We start from the raw sequence: 19,818 nt of genomic DNA on the forward strand, positions 1-19,818 counted from the left end.
CGCTCATCCCGTGGTCGCGCGTTCCCCGGACGGTGCCCGTCGAGTGGCCGGACGGTCCAGGTGGGCCACCACGGTGGAGTGGAAGCGGTGCACGGCGTCGTCGACGCTGCGGATGAAGCCGGACTCGGCGCTGCCCCGGCCGCTGCCCATCCCCTTGAACAGGGAGAGGCGGAAACCGGTGATCTGGACGCCGTCGCCCTTGGGCAGCAGGTCGGCCGGCTCGGGACGGAGCCGCTCCAGCGTGCCGCGCGGGCCGCCCGCCGCACCCTCCACCAGCGTTTCGATGTGGAGGTCGGCCGGCGCCTCGGCCAGCCGCCGGATCAGTCGCTTGACCCAGGTCAGGGGGTAGCCCTGCTCGGGTGCCGGGATCTCGACGGAGGTGCGCAGTTTGCCGGTGCGCAGATCCGCGGCGACCGCGAGCACGCCGGGAGTGCCCTCGATGCGCAGCTCCGCTTCGAGCCTGCCCTGCAGGCACAGCTGCTCGGCGAGGCGGCTGCGGCGCTCGTGCGGGTCCGCGCCACGCCGAGTCCGCTGGACGGGCAGCACCTTCTGCCCGAGTTCGCCGCCCAGCCCGAGGCAGACCTGCCGGATGAGCCGCTCCCAGCTCTCGACCACCTCCAGGGCGCGCGGGTCTCCCTGGCACAGCGTCTCGTCGTCGATGCCGTTGCGGACCGGGACCCAGGCCGGACCCATGTTCTGGAAGCCGTGGCAGCCGGAGTTCTCGTGCTGGAGGTAGTGCAGCAGCTCCTGCAGCAGCCAGGCGTGCGAGGCGTCGCCGACTCCCTCGTGCCGGATCAGCAGCTGGGCCTGGTGGGCGACCTCGGCCCAGGACAGGTGCCTGAGGGCCACCTTGTGCTTGCGCCTGCCGTCGGTCTTGACGTCGACGAGCGGGCTGCCCTCCAGGGCGACGTCGTTGGACAGCGTGATCACGGCCTCGTAACCGCGGCGGGCGGCGACATCCATGTACGCCTGCACCTGATCGGCCTTGAGGGCGCTGCCGTTGGTCTTCGTCTCGACCAGCGCCGTCCACAGCTTGCCGGCCCGCTCGACGCGGACGATCCCGTCGGGGCGTCGCGGGGTGTCGCCGTGCGGCAGGGACACCTCGGTGAACGTCTCCATGCGGCCGGCCGGCGCGCCGAAGGCGGCGGTCAGGCGCCTGCCGAACTCCGGCACCTGCGCCATCACGGAGAGCAGGACCGACGTGGCACGCGTCTCGCGGTCCCGGTCGCTCTTGAGAGCGGAGACGGGAAAGAGCCGGGCCTGCTTCCAGGAGTCGTTCTCCGCCAGGGACTTACGGCTCGCCCGGGGCAGGATCACCTTCTTCCGCGCCGTACGGGGCCTGCCCGACGGCTTGCCCGGCCCGGTCGCGTCGCCGGGCGGGCGGGGCGCCGGTACGGCGTCCAGCGGCGGCGGCGCCTGCGTCGCGACGGCCGAAGCCGGGCGGTCGGCGTCGGTCTGCTCCTCGCCGGGCATGGCGTCGAGCGCGCCGTCCGCCGCCGCGTCGTCGTCGATGTCGACGCCGAAGTCCGTCGCCAGACCGGCCAGACCGGTGTCGTACCCCTGTCCCACGGCACGGAACCTCCACTCGTCCGCGCGCCGGTACAGCTCACCGAAGATGATCGCGCTCACCGCGTCGGCGTCGTCGATCGCGAATCTCAGGAGAGGGTCGCCGACCGCGTCGGCCAGCGTCACGGTGAGGTCTTCCAGTTCCTTGAAGCGGGCCCCGCCGTAGCGGCTCGCGGCGACGACGATCCGTCGCACGTCGTCCGGGACCGCCGTCAGGTCGAAGCCGATCCGGTCCTCGTCGCCGTCCTGCGTGGGCGTCTTGCCCAGCAGTTGCACGCTTCCGTCGGCCGCGACCGGGTTGTTGTAAAAGTAGAAGTCGCCGTCACCGCGGACCTTGCCGTCCGCGTTCAGCAACAGGACGGACACGTCGGCGTCACCTTCACCGCTCGGGCTGGCCCGGCCCAGACTGACGATCACCGAGCCGACATGCTCACTCAGGGCCGACAGCGATACGTTCGACCCCTTCGCCATTTCCTGCACGAATCCCCCCACCCCAACTGCTTGCCGCGCAACACCATGTGACATGTCGCACACACCCGGGCAACTGTAATACCCCGGTGGCGGCGACCGGGGCGGAACCGGAGGCTGACTGGCCGGGTGCCTGACCGCGCTGGATCGCGGGCGCCGGGCCGCCGTCCAGGTCGCCTACTTCGACCGGCCGGCCGAGAACCGGGCCGGGCCGGAGGCGCTGGTGCGCGGGGCCGCCGGCCTGGCCGGGTGTCCCGCGCGGCTGGTCGACGAGGAGCGGCGGGCCGGGCTGCGGGCGGAGCCCGGCGGGCGGCGCGTGGACGGGCGGGCGGTCGAGGCCGCCACCGCGGACGCGCCCTGGACGCTGCGCACGCTGCACCCGGTCGCCTCGACGGCGAGCCTGCGGGCGGACGCGGCGGAGTCAACGTGCACCACTCCACGCTCCAGGACCGGCCGGCCCACGCCGAGCACCTGCCCGGCTGGCCGGTGCGCACCCCGCAGGGCCGGTTCCGGCCGCAACTCGCCCTGTCCATGCGGCACTCGGCGCGCAGGCAGGGCGACCGCTCAGTAGACGTCGCGGACGTAGCGCTTGTCGGCGGCGAGCTGTTTTACGTACGCCGCCGCGTCGTCCTCCGCCAGCCCGCCGTGCACCACGGCGATGTCCGTGAGGGCCCGGTCCACGTCCTTGGCCATGCGGGAGGCGTCGCCGCAGACGTAGAAATGGGCGCCGTCCTGGAGCCAGGACCACAGCAGGGGGCCGTGTTCGCGCATCCGGTCCTGGACGTAGACCTTGGCGCGCTGGTCGCGGGAGAAGGCCGTGTCGAGGCGGGTGAGGCCGCCCTCGGCGAGGAAGGCGGTCAGCTCGTCCTCGTAGTAGAAGTCGGAGGCCCGGTGCTGCTCGCCGAAGAACAGCCAGTTGGGGGCGCGGTGGCCGCGGGCGCGCCGCTCCTGGAGAAAGCCGAGGAAGGGCGCCACGCCGGTGCCGGGGCCGACCATCACCATGGGGGTGGCGGGGTCGGCGGGCGGGCGGAAGTGCGGCGAGCGCTGGACGTGGACGGGTACGGGCGTGCCGGGTTCGGCGTCGGCGAGGAAGGGGGAGCACACGCCCTGGCGGGCGCGGCCGTGCAGGTTCTCGTACCGGACGACGGACACCGTCAGCGACACCAGGTGGGGGTCGGTGAGCGGGCTGGAGGAGATGGAGTACAGCCGCGGTTGCAGACGGCCCAGCACGTCGGCCCACTCCTGCGCGTCGGCGCGGACGCCGAACTCGGCGACCACGTCCACGGCCTGCCGGCCCCAGGTCCACTTCGCCAGCTCGCCCTTGTTGTCCGGCCGCAGCAGCTTGCGCAGCTCGCGCGGGTCACGGGCCTGCTCGGCGACGAAGCGCAGCAGGCCGGGGCTGACGCGGGTGATGTCGAGGTGGCGCACAAGGGCGTCGCCGAGGGTCACCTCACCCACGCCGTCGACCCGCACCTCCGTGTCCGCGTCCAGGCCGGTGACGGTCAGCCACTCGGCCGCCAGCCGTGTGGAGTTCAGGGGCCGTACGGCCAGGGCGTCGCCCGCCTCGTACACCAGGGGCTGCTCGCTGTCGCGGGTGTCGAAGGTGAAGCGGCGGACCTCCTTGCCCGCGCCCGGCAGGCTGAGCAGCCGGTTGCCGGTCAGGCGGGCGGTGACGGGGGCCGGCTTCTTCTTGGCACGGGGAGCGGCCGGGGACGGGGTCGCCCGGGTGCCCTGGAGGGCGGTGAGCACCTGGTCGAGCCAGGCGTGTGCGGCGCTCTCGTAGTCGGGTTCGCAGTCGGTGCGCGGGGCCAGGCGGACCGCGCCCAGTTCGTCCAGGCGCCGGTCCAGGCGGCGGCCGTGCCCGCAGAAGTCGTCGTACGAGGAGTCTCCGAAGGCGAGCACGGCGTAGCGCCGTCCCTCCAGGCCTCCGGCTCCGGGCGCGGTCAGGGTGTCCCAGAAGCCGGCGCCGTTGTCGGGGGCGTCGCCGTCGCCGAAGGTGCTGGTGATCAGCAGCAGGTCGGCGCCGGCGGGCAGGGCGGTGAGGTCGGCCTCGTCCATGGCGACGAGGGAGGTGGCGTGGCCGCCGGAGGCGAGCCGTTCGGCGGTGGTGGCCGCGAACTCCTCGGCGTTGCCGGTCTGCGAGGCCCACAGGATCACGACCCGGCGGCCGGTGGCGGGCGGGGCCGAGGGGGTGGCGGCGGCCCGGGAGTACATGCCGGCGAGGGTGCCGTTGACCCACAGGGCGTGCTCGGGACTGAAGGGGGCGTCCGGCGGCAGTACCGGGACGCCGGGGGCGCCGGCGGGGATGCCGGCGAGGAAGCCGACCAGGTACTGCCGTTCGCGCTCGGTGAGGACGGGCGGCGGGGCGGGGTCGAGGCCGAATGCGGCGGCGGCGGAGGGCTGGACCGCGGACGGCACGATCGGCGGTGCCTCGGTCACCGGCGGCTGCACGCTCACCGGCGTCACGACCTTGGTCAGCGACACCGCGCACACCTTCAGCTCCGGCTGGAAGGACAGCGGGTCGACGGCGTCGTTCGTGACCGCGTTGACACTGAGGTACTCGCCGAACAGGTCGTTCCAGTGGAACGGGGCGAAGCAGCAGCCCGGCCGCACCCGGTCGGTGACGACGGCGGGCAGGACGGCCCGCCCGCGCCGGGAGGCGACCTCCACCGAGTCGCCGTCGGCGATGCCCAGGTCTGCCGCGTCCTGCGGGTGTATCTCGACGAAGGGGCCGGGGTTGAGCTTGTTCAGCTTGGGCACCCTGGCCGTCTTGGTGAGGGTGTGCCACTGGTGCTGGAGGCGGCCGGTGTTGAACACGTACTTGTAGTCGTCGTCCGGCATCTCGGCCGGCGGCAGGTGCGGGCGGGCGTGGAAGACGGCGCGGCCGGTGGGGGTGGGGAAGGTGAGGGTGCCGTCCTCGTCGACGTACCGGACGGGGTTGCGGTCGGGGCCGTCGGCGGTGGGCGCGGGCCACTGGACGGGGGTGTCGCGCAGCCGCTCGTACGTCACCCCGCGCAGGTCGTAGCCGGTCTGCGGGTTGTGGGCCCGTTTGATCTCCTCGAAGACCTGCGCGGCGCTGTCGTAGGAGAAGCCCCGCTCGTAGCCCATGGCACGGGCGACGGCGGCGATGATCCGCCAGTCGGCGGTGGCCTCGCCGGGCGGGTCGGCGGCGGGCCGGGCCAGGGTGAGGTTGCGTTCGCTGTTGACGAGGACGCCCTCGGTCTCGGTCCACAGGGCGCCGGGCAGGACGACGTCGGCGTAGGCATTGGTCTCCGTGTCGGCGAAGACGTCCTGGGTGACGACGAACTCGGCGGCCTCCAGGCCCTCGATGACCGTGCGGCGGTTGGCGACGGAGGCGACCGGGTTGGTGCAGATGATCCAGCAGGCCTTGATGTCGCCGTCGGCCATCTTCCGGAACATCTCGACGGTGCCGTGGCCGACGCCGTCCGCGCGGATCGTGCCCGGGGGCAGCTCCCACAGCTCTTCGGTGAAGGCGCGGTCGGCGTCGGCGAGGACGGACCGCTGGCCGGGCAGGCCCGGGCCCATGTAGCCCATCTCCCGGCCGCCCATGGCGTTGGGCTGGCCGGTGAGGGAGAACGGGCCGCTGCCGGGGCGGCAGATCTTCCCCGTCGCGAGGTGGAGGTTGACCAGGGCGTTGGTGTTCCAGGTGCCGTGCGTGGACTGGTTGAGGCCCATCGTCCAGCAGCTGGTCCACTCCCCCGCCTCGCCGATCAGCCGGGCCGCCTGGCGGATGTCGTCCTCGGCGAGGCCGGTGAGCTCGGCGACGGCGGCGGGCGGGTAGCCGGCGAGGAAGTCGGGCATCGCCTCCCAGCCCTCGGTGTGGGCGGCGATGAACTCCGGGTCGGTGTGGCCGCCGACGTGCAGCAGGTGCAGCAGGCCGTTGAGCAGCGCGAGGTCGGTGCCCGGCCTGATCTGCAGGAAGAGGTCCGCCTTCGCGGCGGTGGCGGTGCGGCGCGGGTCGACGACGATCAGCTTGGCGCCGGCCGACTTCACCCGGTCCATCATGCGCAGGAAGAGGACGGGATGGCAGTCGGCCATGTTCGAGCCGATGACCAGGAACAGGTCGGCGCGGTCGAAGTCCTGGTACGAACCGGGCGGGCCGTCCGCACCCAGCGACAGCTTGTAGCCGGTACCGGCACTGGCCATGCACAGACGGGAGTTGGACTCGATCCGGTTGGTCCGGATGAAGCCCTTGGCCAGCTTGTTCGCGAGGTACTGGGCCTCCAGGCTCATCTGGCCCGAGACGTAGAGCGCGACCGCGTCGGGCCCGTGCTCGTCGACGATGGCCCGCAGCCGCCGTGCCGTCTCGGCGACCGCCGCGTCCAGCGGGGCCGGCACCGGCTCGTCCCCGCGCTCGGGCCGGACCAGGGCCGTGGTCAGTCTCCCCGGCGCGGACAGCATGTCGGCCGTGGTCGCGCCCTTGGTGCACAGCCGGCCGGAGTTCGCCGGGTGCTCCTTGTCGCCGGACGCCTTCAGGACCGTACGGCGTCCGTCCGGCCCCCTGCCGATGTCGAGCACCAGGCCGCAGCCCACACCGCAGTACGAGCAGACCGTCCGCACCGCCTCGATGCCGTCGGTCCCCGAGTCCGGCGCGGCCACGGGCGCCCCCTGTCGTGTGCTGATCGGCCTGTCGTACACAGTGACCGTACGAACAGCCGATTACGGGAACGTCGCTCCGGGGATCATCGGGAGTTAAGCCCGGCGCACAGAGTGGGGGTGCGGGGTGTGAGCGGGGCCGGCGCGCGGGCACGCGACGCCGCGCGGACACCCACCTGGGGCAGGACGCGTCCGCGCGGCTGCTCGTGGGAGCCGGTCAGCTGGTCGCCCGTACCGCGTCGCGGGCGTGATCGTTGCACCGCAAAACTTGAAGGGTCAACGGTCAGGGTGGAGAACCTGAGATCGCACGCGGCGAACGGGCACACCGACCAGGGATCATCCGAATGACCTGTGTGCATCTCCCCGTGGTCGGCGTATGCCCAGGCCGGCCGCATCAACCGCGCCGTACGGGGTGGCGGTGGTGGCCGGATCACAGCGCATCGCGGAGGGCCAAGGGCGGCCGCGTTCATGGGCGTTGGGGCCGGCCGGTACGGTTTGACCATGGAGGCTTCCGCAACGAACCCGGCCGACGACAACGTCAGGCTCCCGGCGGTCATCAAGGCCACCGCGCGACAACTACTGGTGAAACTGGGCGCCGGGGGGCTGTCCCTTGATGCCGTGGCCCGTGACAGCGGTCTGGCCCTCCCGGAGGTGGAAGCCGTCTTCCCGCACCGGGACGACCTGCTGACCGCGCTGGTCATCGACGCCTACAACGAGTCCGCTGCCGCGATGGAACAGGCCGATCAGGCCGCCAGGGACGCCCATGCGTCGGCGGGCGCGCGGCTGCTTGCCGTCACTCGTGCGCTGCGGCGGTGGTCCTTCGGCAACCCCGCCGAATTCACGCTGATCTACGGCTCGCCCGTTCCGGGCTACCACGCCCCGCAGGACACGGTCCCGCCCGCCTCGCGCACCCCCACCGTGCTCGCCGGCATCGTGCGTTCGGCGCTGGAGGCCGGTGAACTCACCCCGCCCCGGCGGGCGGTGCCCGGTCCGCCGCTGCTTCTGCCGGAGGCCGTGGAGCTGTTCGGCGGTGTGCCCGAGGCTCCATTCTCGGACATCATCGAACGCGGCATCGTACTGTGGAGCAATCTGATCGGACTCCTGGTCTTCCAGGTCTTCAGCCGTACCCACGACAGCGTCCGGGACGAGGCCTCGTTCTTCGACTACGCCATCGCCGTGGCGGCCGAAAGCATCGGACTCGTGGTTCCCTTGGGGGAACACACCGACTGAACCGTCCGCCGTACGCGCGGGCACCTGCAGGAATCAGGCCGTGAACACCACCAGAACCCTCTGCTTCGTCATCGCGGCGCTCTCGTCGTACGCCGCCCTCGTCTACCGGCTGTGCCAAGCGCGGCGCAGCTGGAAGGACAACGCCTACCGCACACTGGTCGTCACGCTGCTGTTCCAGTGCCTCACCTTCACGATGGGCGCCGTCGCCATGGGGAGCAAGAGGTTCCTGGGCGTCGGCAACCTCGCCATCCTGGTGATGCACCTGTCGGCGGTCGCCTTCTGCGTCAGCGCGCAGATCATCCTGCTGCGCTGGGCGACCGCCGACGAAGAGGCGGTACGCAAGACCCGTTACTGGCTGATCACCGGCATCGTCCTCGACGCGCTTCTGACGGCGCTGTTCTTTCTGGCCGACGGTCCCGGCCGGCCGGCTTCGGACTTCGACACCGGCAGCGGCCGGCCGCTGGTCCTCACCTACCTCCTGGTCTTCATCGTCTCCCAGGCGGTTCCGTGCGTCACCATCTTCCGCCAGTGCGGCCCCTATGCCCGTATGACCGACAAGGCGTCGCTGCGCCAGGCCCTGCGGCTGCTCTCCGTCGCGGCGGTGGTCCTCTTCCTGTACTGCCTGGCCAGGACGGTCAACATCCTCACCGCCGCGCGCGGGATCGACATCGGCGTCTGGAAGGTCGCCGCTTCCGTCTTCAGCGCGGCCGGCATCGTCACCCTCTCGCTCAGCCTGACCATGCCCTCCTGGGGGCCCTCGGCCGCCAGGCTCCTGGAGTGGGCGCGCAGTTACCGGTCGTACCGGGCCCTTTACCCGCTCTGGCGGGACCTGTACGAGGCCTCCCCGGACATCGTCCTGGAGCCGCCGGGGGCTTCCGTGTCCGATCTCAACTACCGTCTTCACCGGCGGGTCGTCGAAATACGGGACGGATGGCGGGACTTGCGGCCCTACATCGACCGCACCGCCAACGGCGTCGACGGGCCGGACCAGGGAGCGAGCGAGGAGTCCCGGCAGGCGCTCGCCGAAGCGGCACAGATCAGGCAGGCCCTGCACGCCAAGCGCACCGGCACCATCCCCGACCACAACAAGGACGCCGGCGACTTCGAAGACCGTGATACGGACAACTTCACGGCTGAGGTGGCCTGGCTCACCAAAGTCGCATCCGCCTACAGTAAACTGGGCGGCGCGGGTTGAGAGCTCCCGCCCGGTCTGTATCCCCCGTCAGACCGGGCGGGCTTCCCCCGGGTTCCACCCCCGTTTCCCCCGTTCCCCGGTTCCCCCGTCTTTCCCGTCGGGCCGGGCGGGTGGGTCCCGCCCGGCCCTGCCCGACCCATCCCCCGACGGCCGGACCGGTCCGCATCACCGGCACCCAACTCGGCTACCCCCGTGAACCAAGTTAGCTGACAGCTATCGGCGAGCACCAACGTTGGCGGAGTCTCGGCCAATTGTCAACCAACCGCTAATCTGCGAGACTGGCGGATAGCCAAGGGCTATGCCGAGGAGGTGACGGGAGGTAGATTGGCAATGTCCGAGACCGACGACCGGCCCGTGCTGGCAGTGCGTCTGGACGACCTCTTCAAGACGGTTCGTCCCAAGGGCAGGCACTGGACCAACGCCGAGGTGGCGGAGGAGCTGAAGCGGGCCAACCCCGAACTCAGGGTCGGGGGCGTGTATCTGTCGCAGTTGCGGACGGGCAAACGCTCCAACCCCTCACCGGACCTACTGGCTGCCCTGGCTCGCTTCTTCGGCGTTTCGGTTGCCTACTTCTTCGACGACAAGGTCGCCGAGTCGGTACTCAGCGAGGTCGCCGCCATCGAGGCGTTGCGGCAGTCCGGGGTCCGCGCCGTGGCGATGCGGGCGGCCGGGATGAAGAAGGAGAACCTCCAGGCCATCACGGCCATCATGGACCAGTACCGGCAGTTGCAGGGCCTTCCGCCCGTCACCGACCCCTCGGACGCGGAGTGAGGGGCCCCAGGAGGGGGCGGTCGGCCGATCAGGACCGCCGCAGCCAGCTCAAGAAGCTCCGGAAGGCCGGCGCACAGCGGATCGCTGAACTCGATCTGCCGAAAGTGGCCGATGTGGCCGAACTGTGCCGCTACCTCGGCGAGATCCGCGACCGTCCCATCACGCTGGTCCCGATGCAGATGCCCGCTTCGCATCCGTGCGGCATGTGGGTCGCCGCACGCGACGAGGACCTGATCTTCTACGACGCCAACACGACCGGCGCGCATCAGGAGCACATCATCTTGCACGAGCTGGGCCACATCATCTGCTGCCATCGCGGCGCAGGTTGGCTGGACGAGGCGACCGCCCGCCTCCTCTTCCCCAACCTCGACCCCGACCTCGTGCGTGACATGCTCCTGCGCGCGACCTACGACGACGTCCAGGAACAGGAGGCGGAGATCATCGCCTATCTTCTCTCCCAAAAGGTGGGCAGTACCGAGCAGCGGCATGGCGCGCCCCCGGCCGAGGAGGCCGGGGAAGGCGGGGATTCCGGAAAGAACGCCATGCTCAGCCGGATCGAACGCACCCTGATCTGACGTGAGTCGCTCATTCCCCGGCGGATGCCACCTCCTCGGCCAGGATCGACACGGCCCGTCGGATGTCGTCCTCGCGGTGTTCGCTGGTAACGAAGAACCGCAGCCGCGCGAGCCCCTCCTCCACGGCGGGGTGGAAGATCGGATCGGCGATGACCCCCCGGTCGAAGAGCCGGTCCGCGATGCGCAGGGTCTTCGCCGAGTCGCCGAGCAGACACGGCACGATGGGCGTGTCGGCACTGGAGCCCGTCGCCAGACCGGCCGAGGCGGCGAGGCCCAGGAAGAGCTCCGCGTTCCGCCGCAGAGCGCGCACCCGGTGCGGTTCCGCGACGATCAGCTCTGTGGCGGCCAGCGCCGCGGCCGCGTTGGCCGGGGTGAGGCCCACGCTGTAGACGAAGCCGGGCAGCGTGTGGCGCAGCCACCGCACCATCCGGGCCGATCCGCCGAGGTAACCGCCGCAGCTGGCGAAGGCCTTGGAGAGGGTGCCCATCCACAGATCCACGTCCGCCCGGTCGACGCCGAAGAACTCACCGACGCCACGGCCGTGTTCGCCCACGGTGCCGATGCTGTGCGCCTCGTCGACCATCAGCAGGGCGCCGTAACGCCTCTTCAGCTCGATCACGGCGGGCAGGTCGACGAGGTCGCCGTCCATGCTGTAGGCGCCCTCGACGGCGATCAGCACCCGCCGGAAACGGGACCGGTTGAGCCGCAGCATGTGTTCCAGCCGGCCGATGTCGTTGTGCGCGAACGGGCGTCGCGCCGCCCCGGACAAGGCGCAGCCCTGCAGGATGCTGTCGTGGGCGAGCGCATCGTGCACGACGAGGTCCCCCGCGCCGACGAGGTGCCCTATCGCGGTGACATTGGTGGCGTGGCCACTCACCAGCGCCAGGCAGTCGTCGACGCCGAGGAAGGCGGCGAGCGCCCGCTCCAGCCGTACGGTCAGATCCCGTTCGCCGGAGAGCACACGGCTCGCGGAAACGGAGGTCCCGTACCGGTCCACCGCCCGGTGCACGGCCTCGTTGACCGCCGGATGGCCGGAGAGCCCCAGGTAGTTGTAGCTGCCGAAGGACAGGTACTCGCGGTCGCCGATCAGGGTCCTGTCGCGGATGTTGCCCTCGTGGACCCGGAAGTACGGGAAGTCCGCACCACTGCCGGTGATCGAGCTCAAGCGCTCCTCGAACTGCCTCACCTCGGGGAAGTCATCGACGCGCGCTGTCTCGGCACCCCAGTGCGCCCGCGTATGCCGGGGCAGGAGTGCGCCGGGGACCGGCGGCACCGCGAGGTCCGGATCGACCAGGGCGATCAGCCGCTCGATGGTGAGTCCGGGCGAGAAGATCTCATCGGTGCGGAAACCCGGTATCCGCTTGCCGATGTTGACCTCCAGCTCCTGCAGCATCAGGGAGTCGAAGCCGAGATCGGCCACGAGTGTCATCCGCTCGCTCAGGTCGGAGAGGGGGAAGACGCCGGCCCGCGACACCTCTTCGAGCACGATGGATGCGGCGTGTGTGGCGGCTGCGGCCGGTCTGGCCGCGGCCTGTGTGGCGGATTCGGCGGATGCGCCATCGATCCGCGCCGCCACGGGCGCCGCCTCGGGCGAGTCCACCGGCTTGGGAGCGTCCCCCGCTGCCTCAAGGGGGTTGGGCGTGTCCCCCGGCTCGCGAGCCGACTCGTCCACCACCCAGTGGTGGCGCGGGGCGAGCGGGCTCGGCGGCAGGGTGCACGGGGGTATTCGCTCCATGACGGGACGGATCCCCGAGCCGGTGACCGCGCGCTTCGCGAGCCGGGCCAACGCGGCCGTGCGCGCCTCGGCGGACAGCGTCCCCGGCGCCGGCACCGCGGCCTCCGGCGGTTCACCGGGGGGCACCGTGCCGGCCACCTGACCCGGCCCGAGATCTCCGGTGCGGCCCGCCGCCACGGCCTCGGCCGCCGCGGTCAGTTTGGCGACGGCGTCAGGGGCGTCCTCCGCCACCACGGCCAGGCGTTCCGCGAGGGGAGCCCGGCGGGCCAGCGTGTCCGCCACCCCGGCCGGCGATGGCTGGTCGCCGGCGATGGTGTCCGCCAGTTCCCGGGCGTAACGGGCCAGCCCGGCCCGGTCGCGAGCGCTGAGGACCAGAAGGTGCGGCCCCTCGTCCGGTGCCGGGCGGACCGGTGCCGTGGGGCACTCCTCCACCACCACATGGACCCCGGTGCCGCCGAAGCCGAAGGCGCTCACCCCCGCCCGGCGCGGCTGCCCGGACTCCGGCCATGGGGTCGGCGACGTCGGGACGGTCAGACGCGCGGCGTCGAGCCCGGAACGATCGGCCAGGCCGAACTCCGGCTGCGGCGGTATCACTCCTCGGTGCACGGCCAGGACGGTCTTGATCAGCCCGGCCAGCCCCGCGGCGTTGAGCGAGTGCCCGACCACCGCCTTCACCGCGCCCAGGAAGGCGGGTGCGCCCCGCTCACCGCGCAGTTCCCGCAGGACACCGACCTCGACCGGATCGCCGACCGTGGTCCCGGTGCCGTGCGCCTCCAGATAACCCACCGCGTCCGGGGGCAGGTCCGCGTCCCGGTAGGCCCGGCGCAACGCCCGGAGCTGACCGGCCGCCTGGGGATGCATACCGCCCTGCACGGTCCCGTCATTGGCCGTTCCCACACCCCGGATCACCGCGTAGACCCGGTCGCCGGCCGCCAGCGCGTCGGCCAGGGGCCGCAACACCAGGACCCCGGCGCCCTCTCCCAGGACGAAACCATCGGCCTCCGCGCCGAACGGCAGGCACCTGCCGCTGCGCGAGATGGCGCCGATCCGGCACAGTCCCACCAACAGGTCTGGGGTGAGCTGCAGTTGGGCGCCACCGGCGAGTGCGATGCGGCATCGGCCCGCGCGCAGTGCGAACACGGCGTTGGCCACGGCCATCAGGCCACCGGAACACGCCGAGTCCAGCGCATAGCTCTCGCCGTGCAGATCGAAGACCGAACTGATCGTGTTCGGCCCCATGTTGAGCAGGAGTCCGGCCACGGAGGTGCCCTGCAGCCCGTCGACCGCGCGGGCGGTCTCCAGCCACCGGGGGTCGGCCACCCGTGCACCGAACTCACCGCCGGCCAGCTGACGCATGCGGATCTGCAGGGTGCTGATCTCGCGGTAGCCGCTCTCGGTGAGCGACGTGATCACCGAGGTCTCCTCACGGTCGAAGCCCTCGGCCTCCCATCCCGCGTCCTGGATCGCCTCGCGGGCGAGGTCGATCAGCAGCCGGTGCTGGGGGTCCATCGCCCTGGCCCGCCGCGGCGGGATGCCGTAGTGCACGGCGTCGAAGTGGCCCACATCCGGCAGCAGCGCCATGGTGTCCGTGTACACCGAGGACGAATCACGGAAGTTGTCGCTGAGGAAGGCGGCGAGACGCCACCGCGAATCGGGGACGGTGGAGAACTGCCCCTGCGGGGCCGTCAGGAGCCGCCAGTACTGGTTCACATTCGGCGCCCCCGGAAACCGGCAGGCCATCCCCACGATGGCGATGTCGTCCCGTCGCGCTCCCGCTGAACCCACTGTGGAATCTTTCCCTGTCACAGATGTCACCCGGTGGTGCCCAGTCGTGCGCGCCACCAGTCCACGGTCGCCTTGACCTGCTCCTCGACGGGCGTGGCTCGAACCGTGAACTCAGCCTCGTAAGCGCTGGAGTCGACGACGAACGGACGGTCGAACTGGTAACGGATCTCCCTCAGTTCCCGGAGCAGCGGGGAGAAGAGCGACGCGGCACCCAGCACGGCCGGCGGCAGCCGGCGCACCGCGACCGGACCCGTTCCCGCCTCGGCGGCAAGGCGGTCGACCATCTCCCGGGTGGACAGCGCGGGCTCCGTCGGGACGTGCCAGGCCCGTCCCCAGGCCCGTTCCTCCTCCGCGACCTCGACGAGGGCCCTGGCCACATCGGGCAGATAGCTCCAGCTGTGCGGGACGTCCGGGTCCCCCAGCGTGGAGACCCGCTTGCCGCGCAGCAGTTGCGGCATGACCCGCGCGGCCAGGTGGCCGCCGTCCGTCACCCCGGGCCCGAAGAAGTCCGAGGCCCGTAGCTCGACCGCCTTGATACGACCCTGCTCGTGCAGTTTCCGTGCCTGCTCCCAGACGGCGGCGCGCACCCGCCCCTTGCGGCCGGTCGCCGCGAGCGGCAGCTTTTCGGTCATGGGACCGTCCACCGGGCCGTAGCCGTAGAGGTTCCCCAGCATGACCAGGACGGCCCCGGTCGCCTCGGCCGCCGCACACACCGACGCGGCCAGCGGCGGCCATTCACCGGCCCAGCGATGGTAGGGCGGTGCGGCACAGCAGTGGACCGCGGCCGCGCCCTGCGCGGCGTCGGTCAGCCGCTCGCTGTCCGCCGCGTCCAACGCGACGTGCTCGATGCCTGGTTCCGGGCTTCGGCCCGACTTGGTGATGACCCGTACTGAATGGCCCTTTTCGGTCAGCAGCCGTGCGGTGGCCGCCCCGGCGGGCCCAAAACCGATAACAACATGAAAGCTCACGGGCGCACAGTAGCGCGACTGTGTGTTGATCTTGTGTCAGATACGTCGGAGGCAGGCCACGCGGAAGGCGCCCGTCGTCCCCCGCCCGGTGCGCGCGACGGCCTGTCCACGGTCGGCCGGCTGCCGCCCCCGTTACACGGCGAACTCGTCCAGGAGCTGGGGGCCGTTGTTGCCGACATCGTTGACGGCGGGGGAAACGGGCCGGGCCCGCAGGTGGCCACCGGCGGGTCGGCCGAGCAGCGCGCGCAGTTCGTCCGGATCCTGACGGTGGGGGTCGAGCCAGGCGCCGTAGTGACCGGGCGTGAGGGCCAGCGGCATGCGCGGGTGGACGCGTCCGGCCGCGTCGGTCGCCTCGGTCGTGAGGATGGCGCACGTCATCAGCCAGGCGGCAGGATCGTCGTCCCGCTTCACCGCCGGGTCCCGCCAGTATTCGTACAGCCCGGCCAGCGCCATCACCCGACCGTCGGCAGGATGGATGAAGTACGGCTGCTTTCTGGGCTTGTGCGTGCCCTCGGCCTTGATCTGCTGCCACTCGTAGAAGCCGTCGGCCGGCAGCAGACAGCGGCGCTTGACGAACGCGCGGCGGAACGCGGGCTTGTCGTGCACCGTCTCCACCCGCGCGTTGATCATCCGCGCGCCGATCTTCACGTCCTCCGCCCACGACGGCACCAGACCCCAGCGCAGCGGCCGCAGCTCTCTCCGCGGCGGCGCAGCAGCTCCCTCGTCGCGCGGGGTGCGCTCGAGGACGGCCCACACGTCGTCGGTCGGGGCGACGTTCCAGTTCGGCGCCAACGCCTCCTCCGGGCGCCAGGCGGTGACCCGGAACAGCCGGACCAGGTCCTCCGGGCCGCGGGTGGAGACGTAACGGCCGCACATACCGCAACTGTGCCACCGAGGGGGGGTGCCCCGCGGCAACACCGCGATCGCCGCGCAGGCGAAAGTGACATTTTGGGTCTACGGTGATCCAGAAGGGGGCGGCAACCGGAACCGGCGTCACGGAGGAGGCTGCAGTGAAGGAGCACTTCGTCTGGGTGACCACGCGCCGCCTTCGCCAGGGCACCGTGGAGGACTTCGAGAGCGCCTGGCAGCCGGCCCCCTACCCGAAGGGGATGCGCCGCGCCTTCGCGTACTGGTCCGAGGACGGACAGGAGATCACCGGGGTGTCGTTCTGGGACTCCAAGGAGGCATGCGATTCCTGGCGGGCCTCCGAACCGGAGGCGCAGCGGCGGGCGAGGATGGCGCCGTACGTCGCCGAAGAGCGCGAAGGCTTCTACCGGGGACGTGAACTCGCCGTCCCCGAGCGGTAGCCGCGGGCGAGCGGGGACGCCCTGAGGCTGCGGCGCCCGTGCGCCGTCTCCGCCGCGAAGTGGACGGGCGGTGGATTTATCGTGTTCAGTGCACGGTTGCCTATCGTGCTGCCTGCCGTCCGCAGGGGGCGAGATGAAGGTCGAACTGGTTCAACGGGCTGCCGACGCACTGTTCGACGTCCCGGACGACGCCCATGAGGAGATCGTCGCACTCATCGAGGCTGTGGCCGAGGACACCGGGACACAGCCCCCGGCACTGGCCGCAGCGTTCGGTGAATGGTGCTGGCTCGTGTACACCGTCCAGGGGGACGTGGTCGAAGTGCTGGATGTCGGCTGCCTCCGGTGACATCGGCGGCACATGGCCGTCAAGGAGTCGGGCCCCGTGACAGTGAGTGATGGATCGTGCGAGCCGGGTACGAAGTGACCCGGTTCGAACTGGAAGGGGCGGGAACTCGCGCTCAGCCCCCGATGCGCGCCTCGGCCGCGGAGATGACCTCTTCGCGTCGCCGATGGCGCTGTTCGTACTCCAGCACCCGTCGGACCGCGCTGAGGGGAACGTCCTCCAGCCGCGCGGTGATCTCGTCCGGCTCCATGGCGTCGTAGCCGGCCCACGGCTGTTCCGCCCGCAACTGCTCGATGGCGTCGAGGACTCGCTTCCGTTTGGCATGCGCGCGTTCATATCCCTCGACCACCGCCAGGTCCGCCTGGGACAACGTGGGCAGCCGCCGCCGGATCTGATCCGTGCTGAGCTGGCTGAATCCGAGAATGGGCAGGTCCTCCTCCCGCTTGACCGTTCCCAGGAACTCCTCGGCGACCGGGCCGGGCGGGAAGGCCTCCCGCGGAGTACCGCCGACGGCCCCCTTGGCGCGCCGGATACCGCGCTGGGCGATGTCACGCGCCCGGTCGAAAGCGGTTCGCATCGTCCGGGCCGCTGTATCGGCAAGCCTGCCGTTGTGATTCTCCCGGGGCCCGGAGCCGTTGGCGGACGCCGTCACGGCGCGGGCCTGCTCGGCGAGGCTGTCTTCCAGGGCCCGCAGCAGTTCCTCGTCCTGGCGGCGCACCGAGCCGAGTAGATCGGCGGTGGCCCTGTCGTCCACTTGTTCGGCGAGGACCTCCCCGGCCCGGGACGCCGCCAGCGCCCGCGCCACAGCCGCGTACTCGTCCTCCGCGTTCCTCAGCAGCTGCCGCGCATCGGCCGGGCCTCTGCCGGGCAGCATGCCCGTCACGATCTTCGAGCCGATCGTCAGCGGCAGCATCGCCGTGCGCGCCGCGCCCCGCGAGACGAACCGCGTCAGGCCCGCCGCCGAGCCGAGTACGCCCTGGGGCTGCAGCTCGCGCACCTGGTACTGGATGAGGTGGAGGTTTTCCTGGACCTCGGCGGCCTGGCGTTCGAGCATCTGCCGGTACGGGCCGGGCGGCGTGACCGTCACGTCCGCCCGGAACCGGTCGAGGACCGCGGCATGAGCCTGGCGCGCATCGTCCAGCACCGGTACGAGTTCTTCCGTCATCACTGCCATGCGGTGCTCCCTGCGGGAAGGAGGAGGCGGCAGTCCGCCGCACACGGGAAGCGGTTGCCCTCGGCAGACCCTCATGGCCGGGCAACCGGCACCATCCTGCGGGACCCACGCCAAGATCGCCTGGCGGCCGGAGCCGGGAAGTCCCCGGCCGGCCCGGACGTACGGCGGTGCCGGTGCTGATGAGGACGTGCCGGGTTGGCCTGTCCGGGTGACGGGGAAGGGTGAGGACGGCACGGGCGTGCTCCGGCTCGCCCACGCACCAGCGTCCGGCCGGAACCGGCAGCGGCGTCCCGGCTGCGGGCGCAGAGCCCGCCACCAGTGCGGTCCTGTGCCGTGCGAGGGGGGGCCGGGCCGCGACCCTGCCTACGCCATGCCGATGGAGTCGAGCGCGGCGGTCACGCTCCTCGTCAGTTCCCGGGCATCCGCTCCGGCACGGGAGCGCAGGTTCACACCGTAGGCGAGCAGCGCCGGCAGCTCGGCGACGGCCTCGGGCTGGACGCCGGGGGCGAGCTGTCCCTGTGTTCCGGCGGTTGCCGGGGCCGCGTACATCGCCTCCCGCAGCTGCCGATGGTGCCGGTCGAGGACGGCCCGGACCTCGGCGTCGCCGTTCTCGGCCCCGGCGTGCGCGTTGGAGACCATGCAGCCCCAGCGGGCGTACTCCCCGGAGCAGCGCGCTTCGATCAGCGCGGTGAAGAAGTCGGCGACGGCCGGCAGGCCGCGCCCGTCCTCAGCCAGGCGCCGGAACGCCGGCTCGGAGCGTTGCTCCACGTAGCGGCGCAGTGCGGCGCGATACAGCTCCTGTTTGCCTCCGAAGGTGGCGTAGAGGCTGGAGCGACTGAGCCCCGTCGCCGTGACGACGTCCTGGATCCCGGTCGCGGCCAGGCCCTCACGCCAGAACAGCCGCATCACCGTCTCCAGCACCGTGTCCGGATCGAAGTGCTTGATGTCCGGCATGCCCTCACCCGCCCCCCACGACGATCCGGAGTGGGCCGACGCGGTACTGTCCGACACCTCCACCCGCTTCAGCATGTACGCGGCATCGCGGGGTCGTCCCCGGGATCCCGTGACCGCACTGATGCTCCTGGACGAGGCGCGTCACCCCGGAGTGTGATTCCGGCGCCCCGTCGCGCCGGGTGCCGGAGGAGGACGGGCGGACGTGGGCATCGTTGCGGGATTCGTCCGGGGCTGCGCAGCGGTGGTCCCGCGGAGCCGTTGGAGGGCGCGTGCTCGGTACAGACTTCACCCATGGATCACCCTGCTGGATCGATCTCGGCAGTCCGGACACCAACGGGGCGACCGCCTTCTACGGCGGCGTCTTCGGCTGGCAGTTCGTCTCCGCCGGGCCCGAGGCCGGCGGGTACGGGTTCTTCCAGAAGGACGGCAGCACCGTTGCCGCTCTGGGCCCGCTCACCGAGGAGGGCGCGCGCAGCGCCTGGACGGTGTACTTCCGCACCGACGACGCCCAGGCCACGGCCGGGGCCGTCGAGCAGGGCGGAGGCACGGTGCGGGTGGCGCCCATGGACATCATGGACGAGGGGCGGATGGCCCAGCTCACCGACCCGCAGGGGGCCCGGTTCGCGGTGTTGCAGCCGGGCAGGACGCAGGGCGGGCTGGAGAAGGCCTCCGAGGAGAACACCCTGGTGTGGGTGGAGCTCCACGTACCCGACCCGGTCGCCGGGATCGGCTTCTACCGCGACCTCTTCGGCTGGCGCTCGCAGGAGATGCAGGCACCCGGGATGACGTACCGGGTGCTCAGCCTCAGGGACGGGGACCAGCAGGCCACGTCCTTCGGCGGGGTGGCCCCGCTCCAGGAGGGCGCCCACGGGCCGGGCTGGGTGCCGTACTTCGCCGTCGCGGACGCCGACGAGATCGTGCGGAACACGCAGGAGAACGGCGGCTCGGTGCTGATGCCGGCGGCGGACGTGCCGGACGTCGGCACGATCGCGTGGCTCGCGGACACCTCGGGTGCCGTCTTCGCGGCGCTCAAGCCGAACCCGCGGCAGGCGTAGGCGGGAAGAGGCCTCCGGGCGGTCGGTCCGCAGACACGCTCCGGTTGCGGCCCGCTGACGGGTCGGCCGTCTGAC

At 71.7% G+C, this 19,818-nt stretch carries 16 protein-coding genes; 8 read left to right on the plus strand and 8 right to left on the minus strand.

Annotation, left to right across the window (positions count from 1 at the left end; genetic code table 11):
* Positions 1–3: 3 nt before the first annotated feature.
* From ACIBBH_RS06155 to ACIBBH_RS06165, 3 genes are all read right to left on the minus strand, one after another.
* Positions 4–2,037 carry a TerD family protein gene (locus ACIBBH_RS06155; protein ID WP_399402723.1) on the minus strand — a complete coding sequence of 678 codons (2,034 nt, stop codon included), beginning with the start codon at positions 2,035–2,037 and terminating at the stop codon, positions 4–6.
* Positions 2,038–2,211: 174 nt separating this feature from the next.
* Positions 2,212–2,469 (minus strand): hypothetical protein, encoded by a 258-nt coding sequence (locus ACIBBH_RS06160; RefSeq protein ID WP_399402397.1) that lies wholly within the window; start codon positions 2,467–2,469, stop codon positions 2,212–2,214.
* Between the two features lie 129 nt (positions 2,470–2,598).
* The gene (locus ACIBBH_RS06165) at positions 2,599–6,654 is read right to left on the minus strand and encodes a molybdopterin-dependent oxidoreductase (protein WP_399402398.1); all 4,056 of its coding nucleotides are present in this window, start codon (positions 6,652–6,654) and stop codon (positions 2,599–2,601) included.
* Between the two features lie 498 nt (positions 6,655–7,152).
* Here ACIBBH_RS06165 and ACIBBH_RS06170 point away from each other — a divergent pair, with 498 nt between their 5' ends.
* The 4 genes from ACIBBH_RS06170 to ACIBBH_RS06185 all read left to right on the plus strand — a co-directional run bounded on the left by ACIBBH_RS06170 (position 7,153) and on the right by ACIBBH_RS06185 (position 10,422).
* Entirely contained in the window at positions 7,153–7,881 is a 729-nt protein-coding gene (locus tag ACIBBH_RS06170; protein ID WP_399402400.1) for a TetR-like C-terminal domain-containing protein, read from the plus strand.
* 40 nt (positions 7,882–7,921) lie between these two features.
* Positions 7,922–9,076, plus strand: a complete 1,155-nt coding sequence (locus tag ACIBBH_RS06175; protein WP_399402402.1) for an MAB_1171c family putative transporter — start codon at positions 7,922–7,924, stop codon at positions 9,074–9,076.
* A gap of 330 nt (positions 9,077–9,406) precedes the next feature.
* Complete coding sequence (locus ACIBBH_RS06180) at positions 9,407–9,847, plus strand: helix-turn-helix domain-containing protein (protein ID WP_399402404.1); 441 nt, start codon at positions 9,407–9,409, stop codon at positions 9,845–9,847.
* Positions 9,844–10,422, plus strand: a complete 579-nt coding sequence (locus ACIBBH_RS06185; RefSeq protein WP_399402406.1) for a toxin — start codon at positions 9,844–9,846, stop codon at positions 10,420–10,422. The genes ACIBBH_RS06180 and ACIBBH_RS06185 overlap by 4 nt, the downstream gene beginning before the upstream one ends.
* Positions 10,423–10,432: 10 nt before the next feature.
* Here ACIBBH_RS06185 and ACIBBH_RS06190 read toward each other — a convergent pair whose 3' ends face one another.
* From ACIBBH_RS06190 to ACIBBH_RS06200, 3 genes are all read right to left on the minus strand, one after another.
* Entirely contained in the window at positions 10,433–13,942 is a 3,510-nt protein-coding gene (locus ACIBBH_RS06190; RefSeq protein WP_399402408.1) for an aminotransferase class I/II-fold pyridoxal phosphate-dependent enzyme, read from the minus strand.
* 26 nt (positions 13,943–13,968) lie between these two features.
* Positions 13,969–14,910 (minus strand): NAD-dependent epimerase/dehydratase family protein, encoded by a 942-nt coding sequence (locus ACIBBH_RS06195; protein WP_399402409.1) that lies wholly within the window; start codon positions 14,908–14,910, stop codon positions 13,969–13,971.
* Positions 14,911–15,042: 132 nt separating this feature from the next.
* Positions 15,043–15,786 carry an SOS response-associated peptidase gene (locus ACIBBH_RS06200; protein ID WP_399402411.1) on the minus strand — a complete coding sequence of 248 codons (744 nt, stop codon included), beginning with the start codon at positions 15,784–15,786 and terminating at the stop codon, positions 15,043–15,045.
* Positions 15,787–15,920: 134 nt separating this feature from the next.
* Here ACIBBH_RS06200 and ACIBBH_RS06205 point away from each other — a divergent pair, with 134 nt between their 5' ends.
* On the plus strand, positions 15,921–16,217 hold the full coding sequence (locus ACIBBH_RS06205) for a hypothetical protein (RefSeq protein ID WP_399402413.1): 297 nt from the start codon (positions 15,921–15,923) through the stop codon (positions 16,215–16,217).
* 133 nt (positions 16,218–16,350) lie between these two features.
* On the plus strand, positions 16,351–16,563 hold the full coding sequence (locus ACIBBH_RS06210; RefSeq protein WP_399402415.1) for a hypothetical protein: 213 nt from the start codon (positions 16,351–16,353) through the stop codon (positions 16,561–16,563).
* Between the two features lie 112 nt (positions 16,564–16,675).
* On the opposite strand, the gene ACIBBH_RS06215 is transcribed toward ACIBBH_RS06210, so the two are convergent.
* Together ACIBBH_RS06215 and ACIBBH_RS06220 are read right to left on the minus strand one after the other, a co-directional pair.
* Positions 16,676–17,734 (minus strand): hypothetical protein, encoded by a 1,059-nt coding sequence (locus tag ACIBBH_RS06215; protein WP_399402417.1) that lies wholly within the window; start codon positions 17,732–17,734, stop codon positions 16,676–16,678.
* Positions 17,735–18,097: 363 nt separating this feature from the next.
* Positions 18,098–18,688 (minus strand): TetR/AcrR family transcriptional regulator, encoded by a 591-nt coding sequence (locus ACIBBH_RS06220; protein ID WP_399402418.1) that lies wholly within the window; start codon positions 18,686–18,688, stop codon positions 18,098–18,100.
* Here ACIBBH_RS06220 and ACIBBH_RS06225 point away from each other — a divergent pair.
* Complete coding sequence (locus tag ACIBBH_RS06225; protein ID WP_399402420.1) at positions 18,687–18,845, plus strand: hypothetical protein; 159 nt, start codon at positions 18,687–18,689, stop codon at positions 18,843–18,845. The genes ACIBBH_RS06220 and ACIBBH_RS06225 overlap by 2 nt on opposite strands.
* A 112-nt stretch (positions 18,846–18,957) precedes the next feature.
* Complete coding sequence (locus ACIBBH_RS06230) at positions 18,958–19,743, plus strand: VOC family protein (RefSeq protein WP_399402422.1); 786 nt, start codon at positions 18,958–18,960, stop codon at positions 19,741–19,743.
* Positions 19,744–19,818: the final 75 nt, after the last annotated feature.

The sequence above is a fragment of the Streptomyces sp. NPDC051636 genome (assembly GCF_044453765.1).
GTDB lineage: Bacteria > Actinomycetota > Actinomycetes > Streptomycetales > Streptomycetaceae > Streptomyces.